13 protein-coding genes, 1 tRNA gene and 2 pseudogenes are annotated in these 15,795 nt (G+C 70.1%); 6 read left to right on the plus strand and 10 right to left on the minus strand.

From position 1 onward, the window contains the following. Positions 1 to 9: 9 nt before the first annotated feature. From ACZ64A_RS14815 to ACZ64A_RS14830, 4 genes are all read right to left on the minus strand, one after another. Positions 10 to 576, minus strand: a complete 567-nt coding sequence (locus ACZ64A_RS14815; protein WP_469810589.1) for an SH3 domain-containing protein — start codon at positions 574 to 576, stop codon at positions 10 to 12. 377 nt (positions 577 to 953) lie between these two features. Continuing rightward, positions 954 to 2,222 carry an ATP-binding protein gene (locus ACZ64A_RS14820; protein ID WP_469810590.1) on the minus strand — a complete coding sequence of 423 codons (1,269 nt, stop codon included), beginning with the start codon at positions 2,220 to 2,222 and terminating at the stop codon, positions 954 to 956. Further along, a complete protein-coding gene (locus tag ACZ64A_RS14825; RefSeq protein WP_469810591.1) occupies positions 2,219 to 3,130 on the minus strand; it encodes a hypothetical protein in 912 nt (303 codons plus the stop codon). The genes ACZ64A_RS14820 and ACZ64A_RS14825 overlap by 4 nt, the downstream gene beginning before the upstream one ends. Before the next feature lie 147 nt (positions 3,131 to 3,277). Beyond that, positions 3,278 to 3,784 carry a protein-tyrosine phosphatase family protein gene (locus tag ACZ64A_RS14830; protein ID WP_469810592.1) on the minus strand — a complete coding sequence of 169 codons (507 nt, stop codon included), beginning with the start codon at positions 3,782 to 3,784 and terminating at the stop codon, positions 3,278 to 3,280. 116 nt (positions 3,785 to 3,900) lie between these two features. Here ACZ64A_RS14830 and ACZ64A_RS14835 point away from each other — a divergent pair, with 116 nt between their 5' ends. Continuing rightward, positions 3,901 to 4,704: a nuclease-related domain-containing protein gene (locus tag ACZ64A_RS14835; RefSeq protein ID WP_469810594.1), complete on the plus strand. Its 804-nt coding sequence runs from the start codon at positions 3,901 to 3,903 to the stop codon at positions 4,702 to 4,704. A 38-nt stretch (positions 4,705 to 4,742) separates the two neighbouring features. Here the strand turns inward: ACZ64A_RS14835 and ligD are convergent, their stop codons facing one another. Next, a complete protein-coding gene (ligD, locus tag ACZ64A_RS14840) occupies positions 4,743 to 5,624 on the minus strand; it encodes a non-homologous end-joining DNA ligase (RefSeq protein WP_469810595.1) in 882 nt (293 codons plus the stop codon). Between the two features lie 71 nt (positions 5,625 to 5,695). On the opposite strand from ligD, the gene ku reads away from it, so the two are divergent. Continuing rightward, positions 5,696 to 6,745, plus strand: coding sequence for a non-homologous end joining protein Ku (gene ku / locus ACZ64A_RS14845; RefSeq protein WP_469810596.1), 1,050 nt, complete (start codon positions 5,696 to 5,698; stop codon positions 6,743 to 6,745). A gap of 39 nt (positions 6,746 to 6,784) precedes the next feature. Here ku and ACZ64A_RS14850 read toward each other — a convergent pair whose 3' ends face one another. Next, positions 6,785 to 8,581 carry a beta-ketoacyl-[acyl-carrier-protein] synthase family protein gene (locus ACZ64A_RS14850; protein WP_469810597.1) on the minus strand — a complete coding sequence of 599 codons (1,797 nt, stop codon included), beginning with the start codon at positions 8,579 to 8,581 and terminating at the stop codon, positions 6,785 to 6,787. 204 nt (positions 8,582 to 8,785) lie between these two features. Next, complete coding sequence (locus ACZ64A_RS14855; protein ID WP_469810599.1) at positions 8,786 to 10,129, minus strand: hypothetical protein; 1,344 nt, start codon at positions 10,127 to 10,129, stop codon at positions 8,786 to 8,788. Between the two features lie 681 nt (positions 10,130 to 10,810). Between ACZ64A_RS14855 and ACZ64A_RS14860 the strand changes: the two genes are divergently transcribed. The 3 genes from ACZ64A_RS14860 (at position 10,811) to ACZ64A_RS14870 (ending at position 13,844) form a co-directional block, all read left to right on the plus strand. Next, complete coding sequence (locus ACZ64A_RS14860) at positions 10,811 to 11,215, plus strand: hypothetical protein (RefSeq protein WP_469810600.1); 405 nt, start codon at positions 10,811 to 10,813, stop codon at positions 11,213 to 11,215. Between the two features lie 711 nt (positions 11,216 to 11,926). After that, a complete protein-coding gene (locus ACZ64A_RS14865; RefSeq protein WP_469810830.1) occupies positions 11,927 to 12,310 on the plus strand; it encodes an effector-associated constant component EACC1 in 384 nt (127 codons plus the stop codon). Next, complete coding sequence (locus ACZ64A_RS14870; RefSeq protein ID WP_469810602.1) at positions 12,300 to 13,844, plus strand: caspase, EACC1-associated type; 1,545 nt, start codon at positions 12,300 to 12,302, stop codon at positions 13,842 to 13,844. The genes ACZ64A_RS14865 and ACZ64A_RS14870 overlap by 11 nt, the downstream gene beginning before the upstream one ends. Positions 13,845 to 14,048: 204 nt before the next feature. Here the strand turns inward: ACZ64A_RS14870 and ACZ64A_RS14875 are convergent, their stop codons facing one another. Together ACZ64A_RS14875 and ACZ64A_RS14880 are read right to left on the minus strand one after the other, a co-directional pair. Then, on the minus strand, positions 14,049 to 14,297 hold the full coding sequence (locus tag ACZ64A_RS14875; protein ID WP_469810603.1) for a DUF7660 family protein: 249 nt from the start codon (positions 14,295 to 14,297) through the stop codon (positions 14,049 to 14,051). A 49-nt stretch (positions 14,298 to 14,346) separates the two neighbouring features. After that, positions 14,347 to 14,478: pseudogene (locus tag ACZ64A_RS14880) on the minus strand (GntR family transcriptional regulator); the annotation flags it as partial. On the opposite strand from ACZ64A_RS14880, the pseudogene ACZ64A_RS14885 reads away from it, so the two are divergent. Continuing rightward, positions 14,455 to 15,444: pseudogene (locus tag ACZ64A_RS14885) on the plus strand (tyrosine-type recombinase/integrase); the annotation flags it as partial. The pseudogenes ACZ64A_RS14880 and ACZ64A_RS14885 sit on opposite strands and share 24 nt — an antisense overlap. Positions 15,445 to 15,658: 214 nt before the next feature. On the opposite strand, the gene ACZ64A_RS14890 reads toward ACZ64A_RS14885, so the two are convergent. Then, a tRNA-Arg gene (locus tag ACZ64A_RS14890) sits at positions 15,659 to 15,730 on the minus strand. Between the last annotated feature and the right edge of the window lie 65 nt (positions 15,731 to 15,795).

Here is a 15,795-nt window from a genome sequence, read left to right on the forward strand (position 1 = left end):
CCGGTGGTGTCAGCACCAGCGGGGCGAGGACCCGAGGACCTGGATGTAGCGGGCGGAACCCCAGGCCCAGGTGCCGTCCGTCAGCAGGTACCACAGGCGGTCACCGTCGACGCTCTGGCCGCGGGTCTGGCAGTAGATGGAGACGATCTGCCCGCGGTGCACGGAACGGATCACCTGGCTGCCCCGGTTGGGCGCACTGCGCAGCAGCAGTGTCCCGGCCGTGACCCGCCCCCGGGCAAGCCGCGACTCGTGCCCACCACCCCCCTGCTCCCAGCTCCCACCACCGTCGCCGCCCCCCTGCTGCTGCCAGCTCCCGCCGCCGTCGCCACCGCCTTCGTTTCCGCCGCCTTGCTGCTGCCAGCTTCCGCCGTCGCCGCTGCCGCCTTCGTTGCCGCCCTGCTGCTGCCAGTTGCCGTCGTCGCCGCCCCCACCGCCCCCGCCGCCCTGGCTGGAGACCGAGGGGCCGTCCTCCCCCCAGCCGTCATCGGCGACAGCGGGCGTACCGGCGACGGCACCGACGAACACGACGGTGGCAGCAGCTATGGCGAACCGGGCGAGACGGGGGCGATAAGACATGGGGTACCTCCACGAGGAACCTGAGGGGCCAAAACCTGACTAACCGCCACGTTAGGAGCCCCCGAAGCCCGATGCCCGAAATGCTGGGCCATCGGGAGGGGGGTGGGGCGCAGCCCCACGCGGGGGTCACGGGGCGGGGCCTGCCGGGGGTCCGGGGCGGAGCCCCGTGGGGTGGGCTCTTGGCCGACCGAGTGGGTGGGCGGGTGGGCAAACACCCCCCCTCGGGTCCGGGGCGAAGCCCCGCGACGGCACCCCTTGCGCAAGGTCACGTCAACCCCGGCCACCTCCACCCCTTGCGCAAGGTCACGTCAACCCCGGCCACCTCCACCTCTTGCGCAAGGTCACGTCAACCCCGGCCCCTAACCCCTCGCGCAAGATCAACCGGAACCGGCGGAACCCCCACGCGGAGCCCCCGGCAGGGAGAGCGTCGCCAGCGCCCCGCCCCCCACCGCGTTCGCGAACGTCAGCCTCGCGCCCAGTACCTCCGCCTGCCCCAGCGCGATCGTCAGCCCCAGCCCGTGCCCCGTCGCGCCCCCCTCCGTACGGAACCGCTGCGGCCCGTGCGCGACGAGGTACTCCGGATAGCCGTCCCCGTGGTCCCGCACGGTCACCACCGGCCCGTCCACCGTCACCACCACCGGCCCCTTCCCGTGCCGGTGCGCGTTGGACACCAGGTTCCCCAGCACCCGCTCCAGTCGCCGCCGGTCCGTCTCCACCCGCGCGTCCCGCAGGACCCGGACCTCGGTGGGCGTCCCCGACGCCCGCACCACCCGCTCGGCCAAAGCCCCCAGCTTCTCGCTGTCCACGTCCAGCCGCTCCCGCCCGGTGTCCAGGCGCGAGATCTCCAGCAGGTCCTCGGTGAGCGTGCGCAGTGCGGCCACCCGGTCGCGCACCAGCTCCGTGGGCCGGCTGGGAGGAAGCAGCTCGGCCGCCGCGTGCAGCCCCGTCAGCGGCGTACGCAGCTCGTGCGCCACGTCCGCCGTGAACCGCTGCTCCGCCAGCAGCTTGCCCTGCAACGACGAGGCCATGGAGTCCAGCGCTCCGGCCACCGCCGCGACCTCGTCCTGCGGCCGTGAGGGATCCCCGGCCCGCGGGTCGTCCACCCGCGCGTCCAGGTCCCCGGCGCTGATCCGCCGCGCCACCCGAGCCGTGGCGTGCAGCCGCCGCGTCACCCGGGTCACCGCGAACGCCCCCACCAGCACGGTCGCCCCGATCGCCAGCGCCGACGACCACAGGATCGCCCCGTCCAGCCCCTGGATCGTGCGGGCCTGCTGCGCGTAGTCCACGCGTACGGCGAGCGCGTGCCCGCCCTCCACCGGCCCCGCCGCCCACATCGCCGGCTCCCCGCGGTGCTCGCCGACCATCGTGCCCCGTTCCCCGGCCGCCGCCAGCGTCCGGAGCCGCGCGGGCAGTTCCGGGGGATCGACCCCGGCGTTCGGCAGCAGCGTGTCCCCGGCCTCGAAGGCCTGCGTGGCGTCCGCCAGCCGGGCGAGGGCCAGGTCGCGGGCCTGGCCGACGGTCTGGTTCGTGACCTGCACATGCACCAGCACGCCGAGCAGCGCGGCCAGCGCGCAGGACATCACGATGATGAAGGCGGCGGCCCGCACCGCCAGCGGCCCGGACCACTGCGGCAGCACGGGCCTCATCGCCCACCTGCCGACCCGGACACCGACGACGAAACGCCCCCCGCCGCAGACGGCGCCACACCCCCCGCAGCCGGCCCCGAGGCGGCCCCCGAACCTGCCCCCGAGGCGGCCCCCGAACCCGCCCCCGAAGCGGCCCCCGAACCCGCCCCCGAGGCCGAAGGCGAAGCCGACCCCCCGGCCGACGGCGACGCGGCCGGCTTGCGCTGCGGATGCCCCGGATGCACCCCGCTCCCCGTGCGCACCATCTCGTCATGGGTGAGCAGCATCGCCTTCTGGTCCGGATCCCAGGTCCACTCGAGCCGGTACTCGTAGCGCGCCAGATCGGACGGCGAGCTGAGCACGAGCGAACGCCCGGCCACCTCGACGGCGCTCACGGCGTCCTCCCACTTCATGATCTGCACCAGCCGGTGACGGTCCACGGTGTACACCCGTACGGCCGTCATGGGCCCGGGCAGCAGCCGGAACCCGAGGGCCAGGTCGTCGTGCCCGTCCCCGGTCAGATCCCGGTAGTACGGCTTGAGCACCGGGCAGCGCCCCCGCTCGGGCCCCTGCCCGCAGGCGTCCCGCACCAGCCGGGCCGTCTCGGGGAACGTCTCCCCGCTCTTGCCGCCGGCCTTGTACCGGTCGGGGTGCGCCGCGATCTCCGCGCGCACGATCGCCGCCGGATCGACCCTGCGGATGTCGTCACCGGGCACGGACACGCCCTTGACGACCTCCCGCTCGACCTCGTCGATGTCGTACGCCGGAGACGACGCCGGGGTCAGCTCCGGCCACAGCCGGGCCGGGCTGACCGCGACCTGCGTGGGCCCGGCGCCTTCCAGCGACCCGGTGTCACCGCAGGCGGTCAGGGCAGCACCCAGCAACACGGCCAGGACGGAGAGCAGGGCACGCGGGCGGCGAGGGGGCACGGGACTCCTGTGGGTAGGGATGTTCGAGGGCCCCGTACACCATATTCGTAGGTAAGTCCTTTTTGCTGTTCGGGAACCTGCTCGGGAGCCTGCTGGAGACGTGTTCGCGAGCCTGCTCGGGGCGCGCTCGGAAGCCTGCTCGTGAACCTACTCGGCGAGCTCCTCCAGCAAGCGGACCGTCGGCAGCCCGGCCCGCAGGTACGCGACGAACAGCTCGTTGTGCAGGGCCCACGGCGAGCGACGGGACCGTATCAGCCGTATGGCGTCCTCCACCGGGTGCCCCCGGTGGACCAGCGCCTGCGCGACGACCAGGCCGGAGCGGTTGTAGCCGTGGTAGCAGCGCACCAGCACCCGCCGGCCGTCGTCCAGCGCCTCGCCCACCGCCCGGGCCAGCCGCAGCACCCCCGCCAGCTGGGTGCCGTCCAGCGGCCCGTCCGGGATGTCCCACACATGGTGCTCGACCCCGGGGTCCGGCCCGTGCCCCGGCAGCCGCAGCAGCGTCTGCACCAGCTCGAACTCGTCCCGTACGACCGCGAACTCCAGCCGCCCGGACGTCCCCCGGAACTCGTGCCCGCCCATCCACAGGCCCGGCACGATCTCGCTCCACGGGCTGTCCGGAGCGGGCACATCGGGTTGTCTCCCACGCGTACGCAACGGTGCCTCCCCAACCCCGCCCACCACGGTCCCGCCCGCGCAACTCCCTCCCAAGGTAGCCGCCTTCTTGCCCCGGGAGCACCCTGCCTGTTCCCATGGTCGTGGGGTGATGGGGCATGAGCCGACTGCGTGTCATACCGACCTACAGACACGGCCGCGAACGGCTGTACGTCTGCTCCACGGACGGACGGAACATCGCCTGGTACGACCGTGAGGCCGGCCGGGTGAACCTGCTCAGCGAAGACCACCGGGAGGCCGTCCTGGACGCCCTCGGCCCGTTCCTCACCGGCCAGGTCGCCGTGGGCCCGCCACCCGTGCCCACCCCGGCCGAGCTGGCCCGGCTCAGCCTCCACCCCGACGACGACCTCGCCCCCAACCGGCCCGGCGAGGCCCTCCTGGTCGCCCTGGAACGCGATCCGGGCCCCGCGCACCGGCTGCGCCCGGACCCGCGCCGCCGGGCGCTGGAGGCGGAGCAGTCCGTCGGCGAGGCGCTCGACCGGCTGGACGGGGCGGGCTGGCACGCGCTGCACTCAGTACCGCTGCCCGGCGGCGACCGCGTCCACCACCTGCTGATCGGCCCCGGCGGACTGTTCGCGCTGCACGCCGTGCACGCCCGCAAGCAGAAGGTCACGGTGGACGGGCCGCTGCTCACCCTGGGCCGGCGCGACCCCGTGCCGCTGCCGCGCGACGTCCGCGCGGTCGCAGCCCGCGCCTCCTACGCGCTGACCGCCGAGGTCCGCCCGGTGCTGTGCCTGCTCGCCCCGGCGTCCGTCCAGGTCGCCGCACCGCCGCGCGAGGTCCGTGTCGTCACGGACACGGACCTGCCGGAGCTGGCCCGCCAGGGCGGCGTACTGAAACCGGCGGACGTCGAGGCCCTGCACGCGATGGCCCGCGACCGCAACACCTGGGCCCGCGTCTGAGGACGTGGTCCCGCGTCTGAGCACGTGGCGAACCGCGCTCAGGGAACCGAGCCCGCGCGCCCCGGCTCCAGCAGGGGCGCCAGCAGGTCGCCGTGGTCCTGGAGCCGGGGCGCGATGTCGGCGGCACCGAACGCCAGCTGCTCCGGCGTCCCGCAGTCCTCGATCTCCTCCCAGGTCACCGGCGCCGACACCCAGGGATGCGAGCGGGCCCGCAGCGTGTAGGGCGTCGCGGTGGTCTTGCGGGCGGCGTTCTGGCTCCAGTCCACGAACACCTTCCCGGGCCTCAGGCTGCGCGTCATGCGGTGCAGCGCGAGGCGCGGCATGGCCTTCTCCGCCTCGACGGCGAGCTGCTTGGCGTACTCGGACGTGCGCTCCGACGGCGCCGGATCCACGGCCGCCAGCAGATGCAGCCCCTTCGACCCGGACGTCTTGGCGTACGCCTCGATCCCGTCCCGCGCGAGCCGCTCCCGCAGCCACAGCGCGACCTCGCAGCACTCGACGACGGTCGCGGGCGGCCCCGGATCGAGGTCGAAGACGATCCGGTCGGCCACGTCCGGGGTCTGCACCCGCCACTGGTGCGTATGGAACTCCGCGACCTGGTTCGCCGCCCACATCAGGCTCGCCAGGTCCTGGACGACCACCATCCGCGTCGGCCCCTCCGACCGGGGCACCGGGGCGGTCGTGACCCAGTCGGGCGTACCGGGCGGCACGTTCTTGGTGAAGAACAGCTGCCCGTCAGGACCGTCCGGGTAGCGCAGGAAGGACACCGCGCGGTCCCGCAGATGGGGCAGCAGCGCCTCGGCCGTGGTCGCGTAGTAGTGCAGCACCTCGGCCTTGGTGAACCCGGTCGCCGGATACAGCACCTTCTCCAGGTTGCTGAGCGCGATCCGCCGCCCCTCCACCTCTGTGATCGGCGTCATACGATGAGAATTCCCAGTAATAGGGAGATATCCGTAGCTAAGTGGACGAACCCGACCGAAAGGGTGTGCACGTGAGATCCATCTGGAACGGCGCCATCTCGTTCGGCCTGGTCAGCATCCCGATCAAGCTGGTCAACGCGACCGAGAGCCACTCCATCTCCTTCCGCCAGATCCACACCGAGGACGGCGGCCGCATCCGCTACCGCAAGTTCTGCGAGCTGGAGGAGCGCGAGGTCACCCAGGCGGAGATCGGCAAGGGTTACGAGGACGCGGACGGCTCGATCATCCCGATCACGGACGAGGACCTGGCCAGTCTGCCGCTGCCGACGGCGAAGACGATCGAGATCGTGGCCTTCGTCCCGGCCGACCGGATCGACCCGCTCCAGATGGACGCGGCGTACTACCTCGCCGCCAGTGGCGCCCCGGCCGCCAAGCCGTACACCCTGCTGCGCGAGGCGCTCAAACGCAGCAACAAGGTCGCCATCGCCAAGTACGCGCTGCGCGGGCGCGAGCGCCTCGGCATGCTCCGGGTCGTCGGCGACGCCATCGCCATGCACGGCCTGCTGTGGCCCGACGAGGTGCGCGCCCCCGAGGGCGTCGCTCCCGACGCCGATGTCACCGTCCGTGACAAGGAGCTGGACCTGGCGGACGCCCTGATGGACACCCTCGGCGAGGTCGACATGGACGACCTGCACGACGAGTACCGCGAGGCGGTGGAGGAGGTCATCGCCGCCAAGGTGTCCGGCGTGGCCCCGCCCGAGGCCCCCGAGCCCGCGGCCGGCGGCACGGTCCTGGACCTCATGGCGGCCCTGGAGAACAGTGTGCGAGCGGCCCGCGAGTCCCGCGGCGAGGGCGGTCGCCCGGAGGCCGGTGCCGAGGCGGAGGCCGAGGTCAGGCCGCTGCGGGGACGCAAGACGGCGGCGAAGAAGGAGCCGGCGCCGACGTCGGCGAAGAAGACACCGGCCAAGAAGTCCGCCGCGAAGAAGACCACGGCCGCGTCGAAGAAGACGACGGCGAAGTCGGCGCAGAGCACCGGCGCGAAGAAGACCGCGGCCGCGTCGAAGACCACGGCCAAGAAGACCCCGGCGAAGAAGACGGCGTCCCGCAAGCGGAGTGCGTGAGGGTGCGTGAGGGACGCCCGACTTCTTCCCGGGACGTACTCAGGCGGCGGCGAGGCGCCTCAGCGCCAGCACGGCGTTGTGCCCGCCGAACCCGAAGGAGTTGCTGAGCACGAGATCACCGTCCCGGGGCAGCTGACGAGCCGCACCGGTGACGACATCGAGCCCGATGGCGTCGTCGATGGTCGTGGTCCCGACCGTCGGCGGTACGACACCGTCGCGCAGGGTGAGGACGGCGGCGACGGCCTCGACACCACCGGCGGCACCCTGCAGATGCCCGAGGTGCCCCTTGAGCGCGGTCACCGGGACGTCCCGCCCGCCGAGCACGCCCCGCAGCGCGGCGGCCTCCGCGAGGTCCCCCTCCACGGTCGCCGTGGCATGCGCGTTGACATGGACGACGTCGACGACATGCCCGCCAGCGTCCCGCAGGGCCCGCCGCAGCGCAAGTGCGACGCCACTCCCGCTCGGATCGGGTGCGGCCATGTGGTGGGCGTCGGCGGACAGCCCCCACCCGGCGGCCTCGCAGTAGATCCGCGCACCCCGGGCCCGGGCGTGCTCCTCGGCCTCCAGGACGAGCACCCCGGCGCCCTCCCCGTTGACGAACCCGTCGCGGTCCGCGCCGAAGGGCCGTGAAGGCGAGACCCCGTCCTTCAGCTCATGGGTGGACAGCGCCCGCATGGCGGCGAAGGAGGCCATGATCGCCGGCGTGACGACGGCCTCGGCGCCCCCGGCGAGGGCGACGTCGATCCGGCCGTACCGGATACGGTCGATGGCCTCCCCGATGGCCTCGGTCCCGGAGGCACAGGCACTGGTGACGGTCCGGGCCTCCCCGGTGATGTGCAGATCGAGGGAGACCTGCGAGGCGGCCTGCGAGGGCACGGTCATGGGCGTGGTGAGCGGCGAGACCGCACGCGGCCCACGCTCCCGCAACTTCCGGTCCCCACCGACGAGCACGGACGCATCCCCGAGAATGGCACCGAGGCAGACGCCGACCCGCGAGGGATCGACCCCACTGGCCTCGGTCCCGCCCTCCTGGAACCCGGCGTCGCCCCACGCCTCCCGCCCGGCCAGCACGGCGAACTGGGCGGCCCGGTTCATGCGCCGAGCGACGGCCCGCGGCAGCACCTCACCCGGATCGACGGGTACGACCCCGGCGGTCCGCACCGGCAGATCCCCGAACTCGGGATCATCGACCTCCCGTATCCCGTGCCGCCCCTCCATCAGCCCCCGCCACAACTCCCCGACCCCGAGCCCGAGCGGAGTGACGGCCCCGAGCCCGGTGACGACGACGCGCCGGGCCCGCGGAACGGAGCTTTCGGCGCGGGGCCTCGCCCGATACCGCACGACGACCTCATCACCGCGCAGGGCGTCACCGGCCCAAGCACGCACCTCCTCATCGGAGTGAGCGACACCACTCCCGTCATCGAGATCCCGATGCCACACCCCCCACCGCCGCACATACGTCTCCTCGACGGCCCCCGGATCCACGACCCGCAGCAGCCCGACCCGATCCCCGTCCCGGAACCGGGCCCCCGCCACATCGTCGGACTCGACGAGCCCCACGCCGGCGGGATCGACCCGATACCCGGCGACGGTGAGCCGCGCGTCCCGTGCGACCAGGCGGTCCCGCTCCCTGCCCCCGAGCACGGGCCGCAGGAAGAGCCGTATCCACTCGGGGGCCTCCGGCACGGTGTGCACGACGACATACCAGCGGGCCTGCGCGCCCCCGTCGGCGCCGGTCGAGAGATCGACGAGGTCCCCGGGCACCACCTCGGCGGCACTGACGGAGTGAGGGTCGAGAGCGAGTCGGTTTTCCGGTGTTCCGTGCGAATGGGACATACGTCACCACACTTCCTGAGCCCGAACTGGCGTAAAACGGACGGAAATGAGTGAAGCGGGCGCGGCACGGAAAATCCACAGTTGAATACTGAATCTGCGAACTACGTCACATGAGTGATGTAGACGCATTCACCCGACGAAAAGTCAAAAACCCTCAATATGGCCCGGATCGCACAAAAGCGCCCAAATCAACCGTGTTGGACGTCACACGGCCGTGCCGAGCAGCCGACAGCGGTCGAGCAGCTCATGAAGGTCCGCCGCGGACAAGGCCGGGTTGGCCGCAGCCCCCTCCGCGGTGTCCGGGTCCTCCAGCAGCGCTGTGACGAGCTCACGAGGCAGCAGCGGGTTGGTGGCGGCGGCGCGGCGCACCCCGGGATCGGTGTCGCTGAGCAGGGCCAGGGGCGGCCGCTCCAGCGAGGGATCGGCGGCGGCCAGGGCGCGCACCTGCGGATCCGCGTGCCCGAGCAGATGCTGCAGACCGGTGCGGGGCAGACCGGGAAGGGTGAGAAGGAAGGGACGCTGCCGCGGCAGGGCGAGGAAGGCGTCCAGGACGATGGAGGGCGGGGCGAGCGGGTGGTTGCAGGCGAGGAGATGCCGCACCTCGGCGTCGGAGTCACCCGCCAGCCGCGTCACCAGCTCCGGCGGCAGCCCAGGGGATACGGCGGCAGCCCGCCGCAGCAAGGGATCAGGTGAGCCGGCACACATGCGGTACCAGCCGGCATCCGGCTCCACCAGCAACTCGCCCGTCGGGCCGATGTCCTCGGCGGCGTGGCCGACGACCTCGTCGAGGGCCGCACGCTGGGCCCAGGTACGGGGCAGGGGATGCAGCCGGGCACGAGTGCGCACGGTCACGTCCGGGTCCTCGGCGAGTTCCGCCAGCAGCGTGGGATCGAGATCGGCGCGAGCGGCCACGCGCTCCCGCACCTGAGGATCGGGGTCGCGGGCGAGACGGGCGACGGCACCGGCGGGCGTATGGGGGTTGTATGCCAGGGGCCACAGGTCCCGCCCGTCGGCGAGACACGCGTCGACCACGGACTGCGAGACGGCGTAGTTGACGAGCAGGAGCGAGCGCTGATGGCAGTCGAACTCCGGAAGCTCGGCCTCCATGGCCGCCGGATCGAGGACCCGGCTCTGCTGGTGAGCGGCCTCACGCACGGCGGCAACAGGATCGTCGAGGAGGGCGTCACGCTGCGCGGGCGTGAGCCAGAGCCACCGCCCGGCTGCGTAGGCCCGCAGCTCGGGGTCCGGGTGTTCCCACACTCCTCGGTAGAAGGACATGGGTATCTGCTGGGAGAAGACCAACTCCTGCGCTATCTCGGCGGCCGTGACCGTCTGATCCCCGACGCGGCCGTGCCGCCCGGTCAGCAACCGCTCGATGACACCATCGGGAAGCGGCTCGACGCGCCCGAACCGCGGATTGGGCCCGCCGGCGAGATCGGCGACGACGAGCGAGTCGACGTCTTCGGCCAGACGGCTCCGCTGAGCGGCGGACACGTACCGATTACGGGCGAGGCCCCGGCGCACCGCCCGCTCCGAATGCCCGATCATCGCGTCGACCACGTCCCGCGTCAGCCCCCGCCGCTCCCGGCACAACACGGTCCAGGCGGCTCGCCCGCCCGACTGCAGGAGCCGCAGCAGAACACCTGGCGGTGCAGCAGGATTGACGGCAACACCACGAAGCCACGCTTCGGCGGGGGAGAAGGGCATCGCAGCATGATGCCAGCGAGAGCACCTCTGACGGCCCGTCAAGCCGCCGTAGGGTCGGTGGCCTTCCGGGTCTGAAGGCCGCCCCCTCTTGCCCTCCTGCCACATGTGGCAGGAGGCTCGGCTCCTGGCGCTTCCGCCGCCTGTCGCCGCCTCGCCGTTCGCGAGCAGTCCGTAGGACCTCCGGCACTCAGCACTGTCCACTCGGCTCGAGGTCCTACTGGCCCATACGCGAAGTGCCCCGACAGGCACCACGAGATCGCCAACCGACGTATGGAAGGTCTGCCGCGCGAGCACGACTGATTCGGCCCGGACAATCGGGGACCGCAACGTGATGCGGCGGGTCGGGCGCGCCACGGGGCGATTGACCGTTCTACATCTATCCGATCGTTGTATCGACGGCGTGGATAGGACGTTCAGGGAGAGAATCCGGGGCCGGTACCAGAGGCGAACGCGCTGGGTTGTGGGTCCTCCGGGTGGCGAATAGCCTGGTCGGAGGGGATCGGTTCGATCGGAGGACCGCCCATGAGTAAGTACAAAAACCGTGCCGGGCGCGCGATCGGAGTCATCGCCACACTCGCCACGGCCACAGCGATCGGGTTCGCCGCTCCGGCTCACGCTCAGGCCACCGCTCAACTCCACGCGTACGTTTCTGACGGCTGGGGTGGCGGAACCATCACCAGCAGCCCCGCCGGGATCAACTGCCACATCTCGGCTTGGGATCCGTACGCCGGCGACCCGGCGCCGAGCCCGACCGGTACCTGCACCGCGAGCTTCGCGATCGGGACGACGGTCCACTTCAGTGCCACAGCTGACGCCGGTTCTTACGTCAACTTCCCTCCCGACCCGAACCCCGTGACCATACGGTCCGGCTACAACTACACGGGCGTTGTGTTCTGCCCCAACGACGGCCTTTGCTCGGCAGGCTAGTCGCCCGTGAAAGCCCGAGGCGTGGGGCCACGCTGCCCCGCCAACCGGCGCGGCCTGACGTCCTCTTGGAGGAGCGTGCGGACGACGGCCAGACCGATGGGGCACTGGGGCCAGGTCAGTAACTTGAACAAGGGCAGGCATGTTGCGGAGTGGACGAGGGTGCCCATACGCATTGGCGCAAAAAGGAGGGGCAACTCCCGTGCGTCTGCTCGGATTGAGCCCGCAGCTCCAGAGGGCAAGATCACGGCGTGGCCGGCCTTCGCCCGGGGAGCGAACGAACTGAGCTGCGGCGGTCGAAGTCATAGCCCTTGCCGACGTGCAACTTGCCCGGACGACGACGGCGCGGGCCACGTCCGTGTCTCCGCTGACGGGGTATTTGGCCGCCTCCTGCTGGGTGCCCCGGCAGTATTCGATCCCGCGCACACGGCTCCGGAGGCCGTCGCTGCGCAGAAGGTAGCCGCAGTTCAAGTGGCCGATCGCGTGAAGGAGGTGCCTGCTGGTCCACGAATGGCCCACCAGCATGAAGTGTCGCATTAGACCTCGCGAGCGATCTCTCACCTTGGCGCGCTGCTGCCTGTCAGTACCGACCGCCGTCTCTCGGCACCTGCTTGTTCAATCGGGACGATGTGAGGAGCCAAGGCACGTAGTGTGATCCCTTGTACTAGCCCGGGAACCCCGGGCGCGAGACGCACGCGAGGGTGGGGACACGTGATGGATGGCGCCGGAAATGTTGAGACGACTGCCGTTCAGATCATGCTCGACTCGAGTGACGCCTTCGACGACCACATGGCGTTGACCGAGTGGCTCCGTCACGAACGCGGCCTTCAGGGGCACGTACGGGTCCTCCCCACCACTCCCGCCGAGGGTGAGTTGGGTGCCGTTCTCGGACTTCTCAGCGTCTCCCTCGGTTCCGGCGGGATCGCAACCGTGCTCGCCGGCTCCCTCGCCACCTGGCTGCAGAGCCGCCGCACTCCGACCAAGGTGCGCATCACCATCACGCGGGCCGACCGCACTCTGGAAGTTGAGACTGGCGACGCCAAAGAGGCCGAGGCTCTGATTCGGCGCTTCTTGGGCGAAGACGCCGATGGCGTCTGACGACACCGCCGTCCTTATCGGCGTCTCGCAGTACCGCGATCCGTCGCTCCCCAACGTGCCCGCAGTGCTCAACAGTCTGCAGGCCATGCGCCAACTTCTCACTGACCCCGACTTGTGCGGGTGGTCAGAGGACCAGGTACTCGTCCTGGACGACCCCACTGGAGCCACCGAGCTTGCGCTGCAGCTGCACCGCCTGGCCGAGGAGACCACTGGCACCCTACTGATGTACTTCGTCGGCCACGGGATGGTTAGCAGGACCGGCGCGCTCTGTCTGGCCACCGGTGACACTCAACTCCGCTACCCCGACCTGACGGGCCTGGAGTACGACAAGGTCCGCACTGCCCTGCTCGACTCGCCTGCCCAAGTGAAGCTGGTGATCCTCGACTGCTGCTACTCGGGCCGCGCCATCCAAGGCCTGGCGGGCGCCGACGATAACCAGCTCGCGGACGCCACCGACGTCCGCGGCGTCTACACGCTTACGGCGGCCGACCAAATCGCTCATGTGCCACCATCGGAGGAACAGAAGACAGCCTGCACGTCCTTCACTGCGGCGCTGCGCGATGTAGTTAGAGATGGCATACCCGGAGCCCCACCGATGCTCGCCCTGAGCGACATCTACCCGTCGCTCAAGCGTACGCTCAAGGCTAACGGCCTCCCCGAGCCGAACCAGCGTGGGTCGGACACCGTCGAGTCATATGCCTTCAGTCGCAACGTCGTGTATTCCGGAGGCACGGGGTTCCGACTGATCCCTCGGGACCACACGGACCTTTTCCTAAGAGTCCTTGCTGCGCAACCGCTCCACGACCTCACGGCTCCGAGCATCGATAAGTTGGAGGACTGGCCTGGCGTCTACCTCCTCCACCGGAAACTCGGTGGTGGCGCCAGGGAGATCGTCTACGTCGGAAGAGGCGATCGCTCGATTGCCACCCGTCTCAAAGACCACTTGCGGAAGATAGACGGGCGCCACTATGTCGACTCCAGCTGCATCTCATTTAGCTACCTCAAGCTTGACGACGACCTCAGTTATGTCGCCCCGGAGCGTGTCGTACTCCGGCACCTGCACGATCAGGGGCTCACCTCGGCATGGAACCAAAACGGCTTCGGTAACCGGGATGCCGGGCGGGCGCGAGATTTCACCCGACTCAACAGCCAACACTTCGACGTACTCCACCCGGTTGACCTAACGTGGCCCCTTCGCACCGACGGGCCTACCCTTCATCTGACGGCACCCGAACTGGCCACGTATCTGAAGACTGAACTTCCCTACGTCTTCCGCTATGACCACCGAGTTGCCGCGGTTGAAGGGGCCCGCCTCACTATCCCGGAGGGCCCCCTCTCCGCAGACCGGGCCTTCCGCCTACTCGCGGCCGCCCTGGGTGATGAATGGCAGATCAGCGCCCTAATGGGCCAAGTCCTGATGTACCGGGAGCAGAACGCGCGATATCCGAGCGCAATCCGCTACTACGTGGGCACGGAGGCGATGGGGGCGGTCCCGGACGTCTACGAGGTCGCTGACTCCCACGAGGACGTATAGGGCTACTCTCTGCGGCCATCGGAGAATTTCATCGAGGCTGGCTGCGAGTAAGGCAGGAGTGGCGTGACCGCGAGGTCGTCAGCCGCCGAGTGAGCAGTAGAAGGCGCTTGGTAGGTAGTGCGTCACCCAATCGCTGACCTGCTGTTCTTACCGCACCGCGCGCCTCATCTTCTGGACTTCGACACGCATTCGACCCGGCTCGTACTACTCGTACATCGTCGCCGCTTGCAGAGCTCGCGCGAAGAACGTCCAGTCACCGTCAGGCGGCAACTCACGGCTGCCGTTGTGGTACCAGCCGTCCGCGTCGTCGATCCAGGCGCCCAGGGCCTCCAGGAAGCTCGGAAGGTCCGGGTTCTCCCACGAGCTTGCGTCCTCGGCGTGACTGCGCCGCAGGGAACGAACGAAGGCTGCCAGGTCTTCTCTGCTGTCGACGCGGTCAGGCGAAGTCGTCATGCTGCGGACCCTACTTGGCACGCCAAGTTGAAGGCGCCCTGGGGCGGAGCTAGCGGTTGATCGGGATCTCGTAGACGATCTCGCAGTGTGCGGCGGGCACCACGATGTCCGCTGTCTCCACGGGCCGTCCCTCGTCGCTGTAGTACGTCCGCCTGATGTGCGTGACGACGCCTTTGTCTTGCCTGGTCCTGATGATCGCGAATTGCCGACCGAGATTGCCAACACCTTGGACTGGGTCGCCAAGGCTTCGCGGCCCCTGTCCGACCTCGGCGACGCTGCGATAGGCAGGGCGGTCCTGGACTCCCTCAAACTGAAGCTCGACGGGACGGCGGCGGCTGCGGAAACTGTTCGGCGCAAGCGTCGGACACTCGTCAACGCACTGCACTACGCAGTGGATCTCGGGGAGTTCAAAGAGAATCCGATCACTGCCATCCGCTGGAAGAAACCAAATGTGGCCGGGGAAGTAGATCCCAGGGTAGTTGCCAATCCGGAGCAGGCGCGGTCCCTGCTGACTGCAGTCTCGTACGTTGGTGGGTACGGCCGGGCACGTGGTCGTCGACTTGTCGGCCTGTTCGCCTGCATGTATTACGGCGCCCTCCGCCCCGCTGAGGCTGTCGCCCTCACCCGTGCGGACCTGAAACTGCCCGAGACCGGATGGGGGACGGTGCTGCTGAACCGGACGCGCCCCAGTGTCGGCAAGCAGTGGACGGATTCCGGCGAGACCCACGACGACCGCGGCCTGAAGAACCGGCCGGCCGAAGAGGTCCGGCTCGTACCGATCCCGCCCCAGCTCGTCGCCATCCTTCGGCAACACCTCGACACGTTCGGAACCGCTGAGGACGGGCGCTTGTTCACGAATGAACGTGGGGGAGTGGTCGGCTCCTCGACGTACTACCGCGTCTGGCAGGAGGCTCGGGCGCTGGCGCTCCCGCCGGCCACGGTCGCCTCCCCGCTCGCTGCCCGGCCGTACGACCTCCGGCACTCGGCGCTGTCCACCTGGCTCAACTCCGGGGTGGACCCCACCGAAGTCGCCGAGCGAGCAGGCAACAGCGTCGAGGTTCTGCTGAGCCGCTATGCCAAGTGCATCGACGGACGGCAGGAGATCGCCAACCGGAAGATCGAAGAGCTGTTGCGCGAGTACGAGTGATCGTGCCCGACGCTAGGCTTCCGGCCCCTGGACTTGTCCGGGGGCCTTGCCGTTTGCCGTGGCTGACCTGGGCTGATGCTCCAAGATCCTGTCCACGAATAGTCCACAGACCGCGTCCCAGGGTCGCTTAGGGCTGCATACGCTTGCACATACGCGAAGACCCCGGCCTCAGCGTTTCCGCTGGTGACGGGGTCTTTAGGCACCTGAATCAAGGTGCCCCCGGCAGGATTCGAACCTGCGCACACGGCTCCGGAGGCCGTTGCTCTATCCCCTGAGCTACGGGGGCGTGTCGTCCGCTCGGTCGCGGTGACGGGTAGAACACTACCAGCTCCCATGGGGTGGTCAGGAACG

Source organism: Streptomyces sp. NPDC104814, assembly GCF_055583185.1.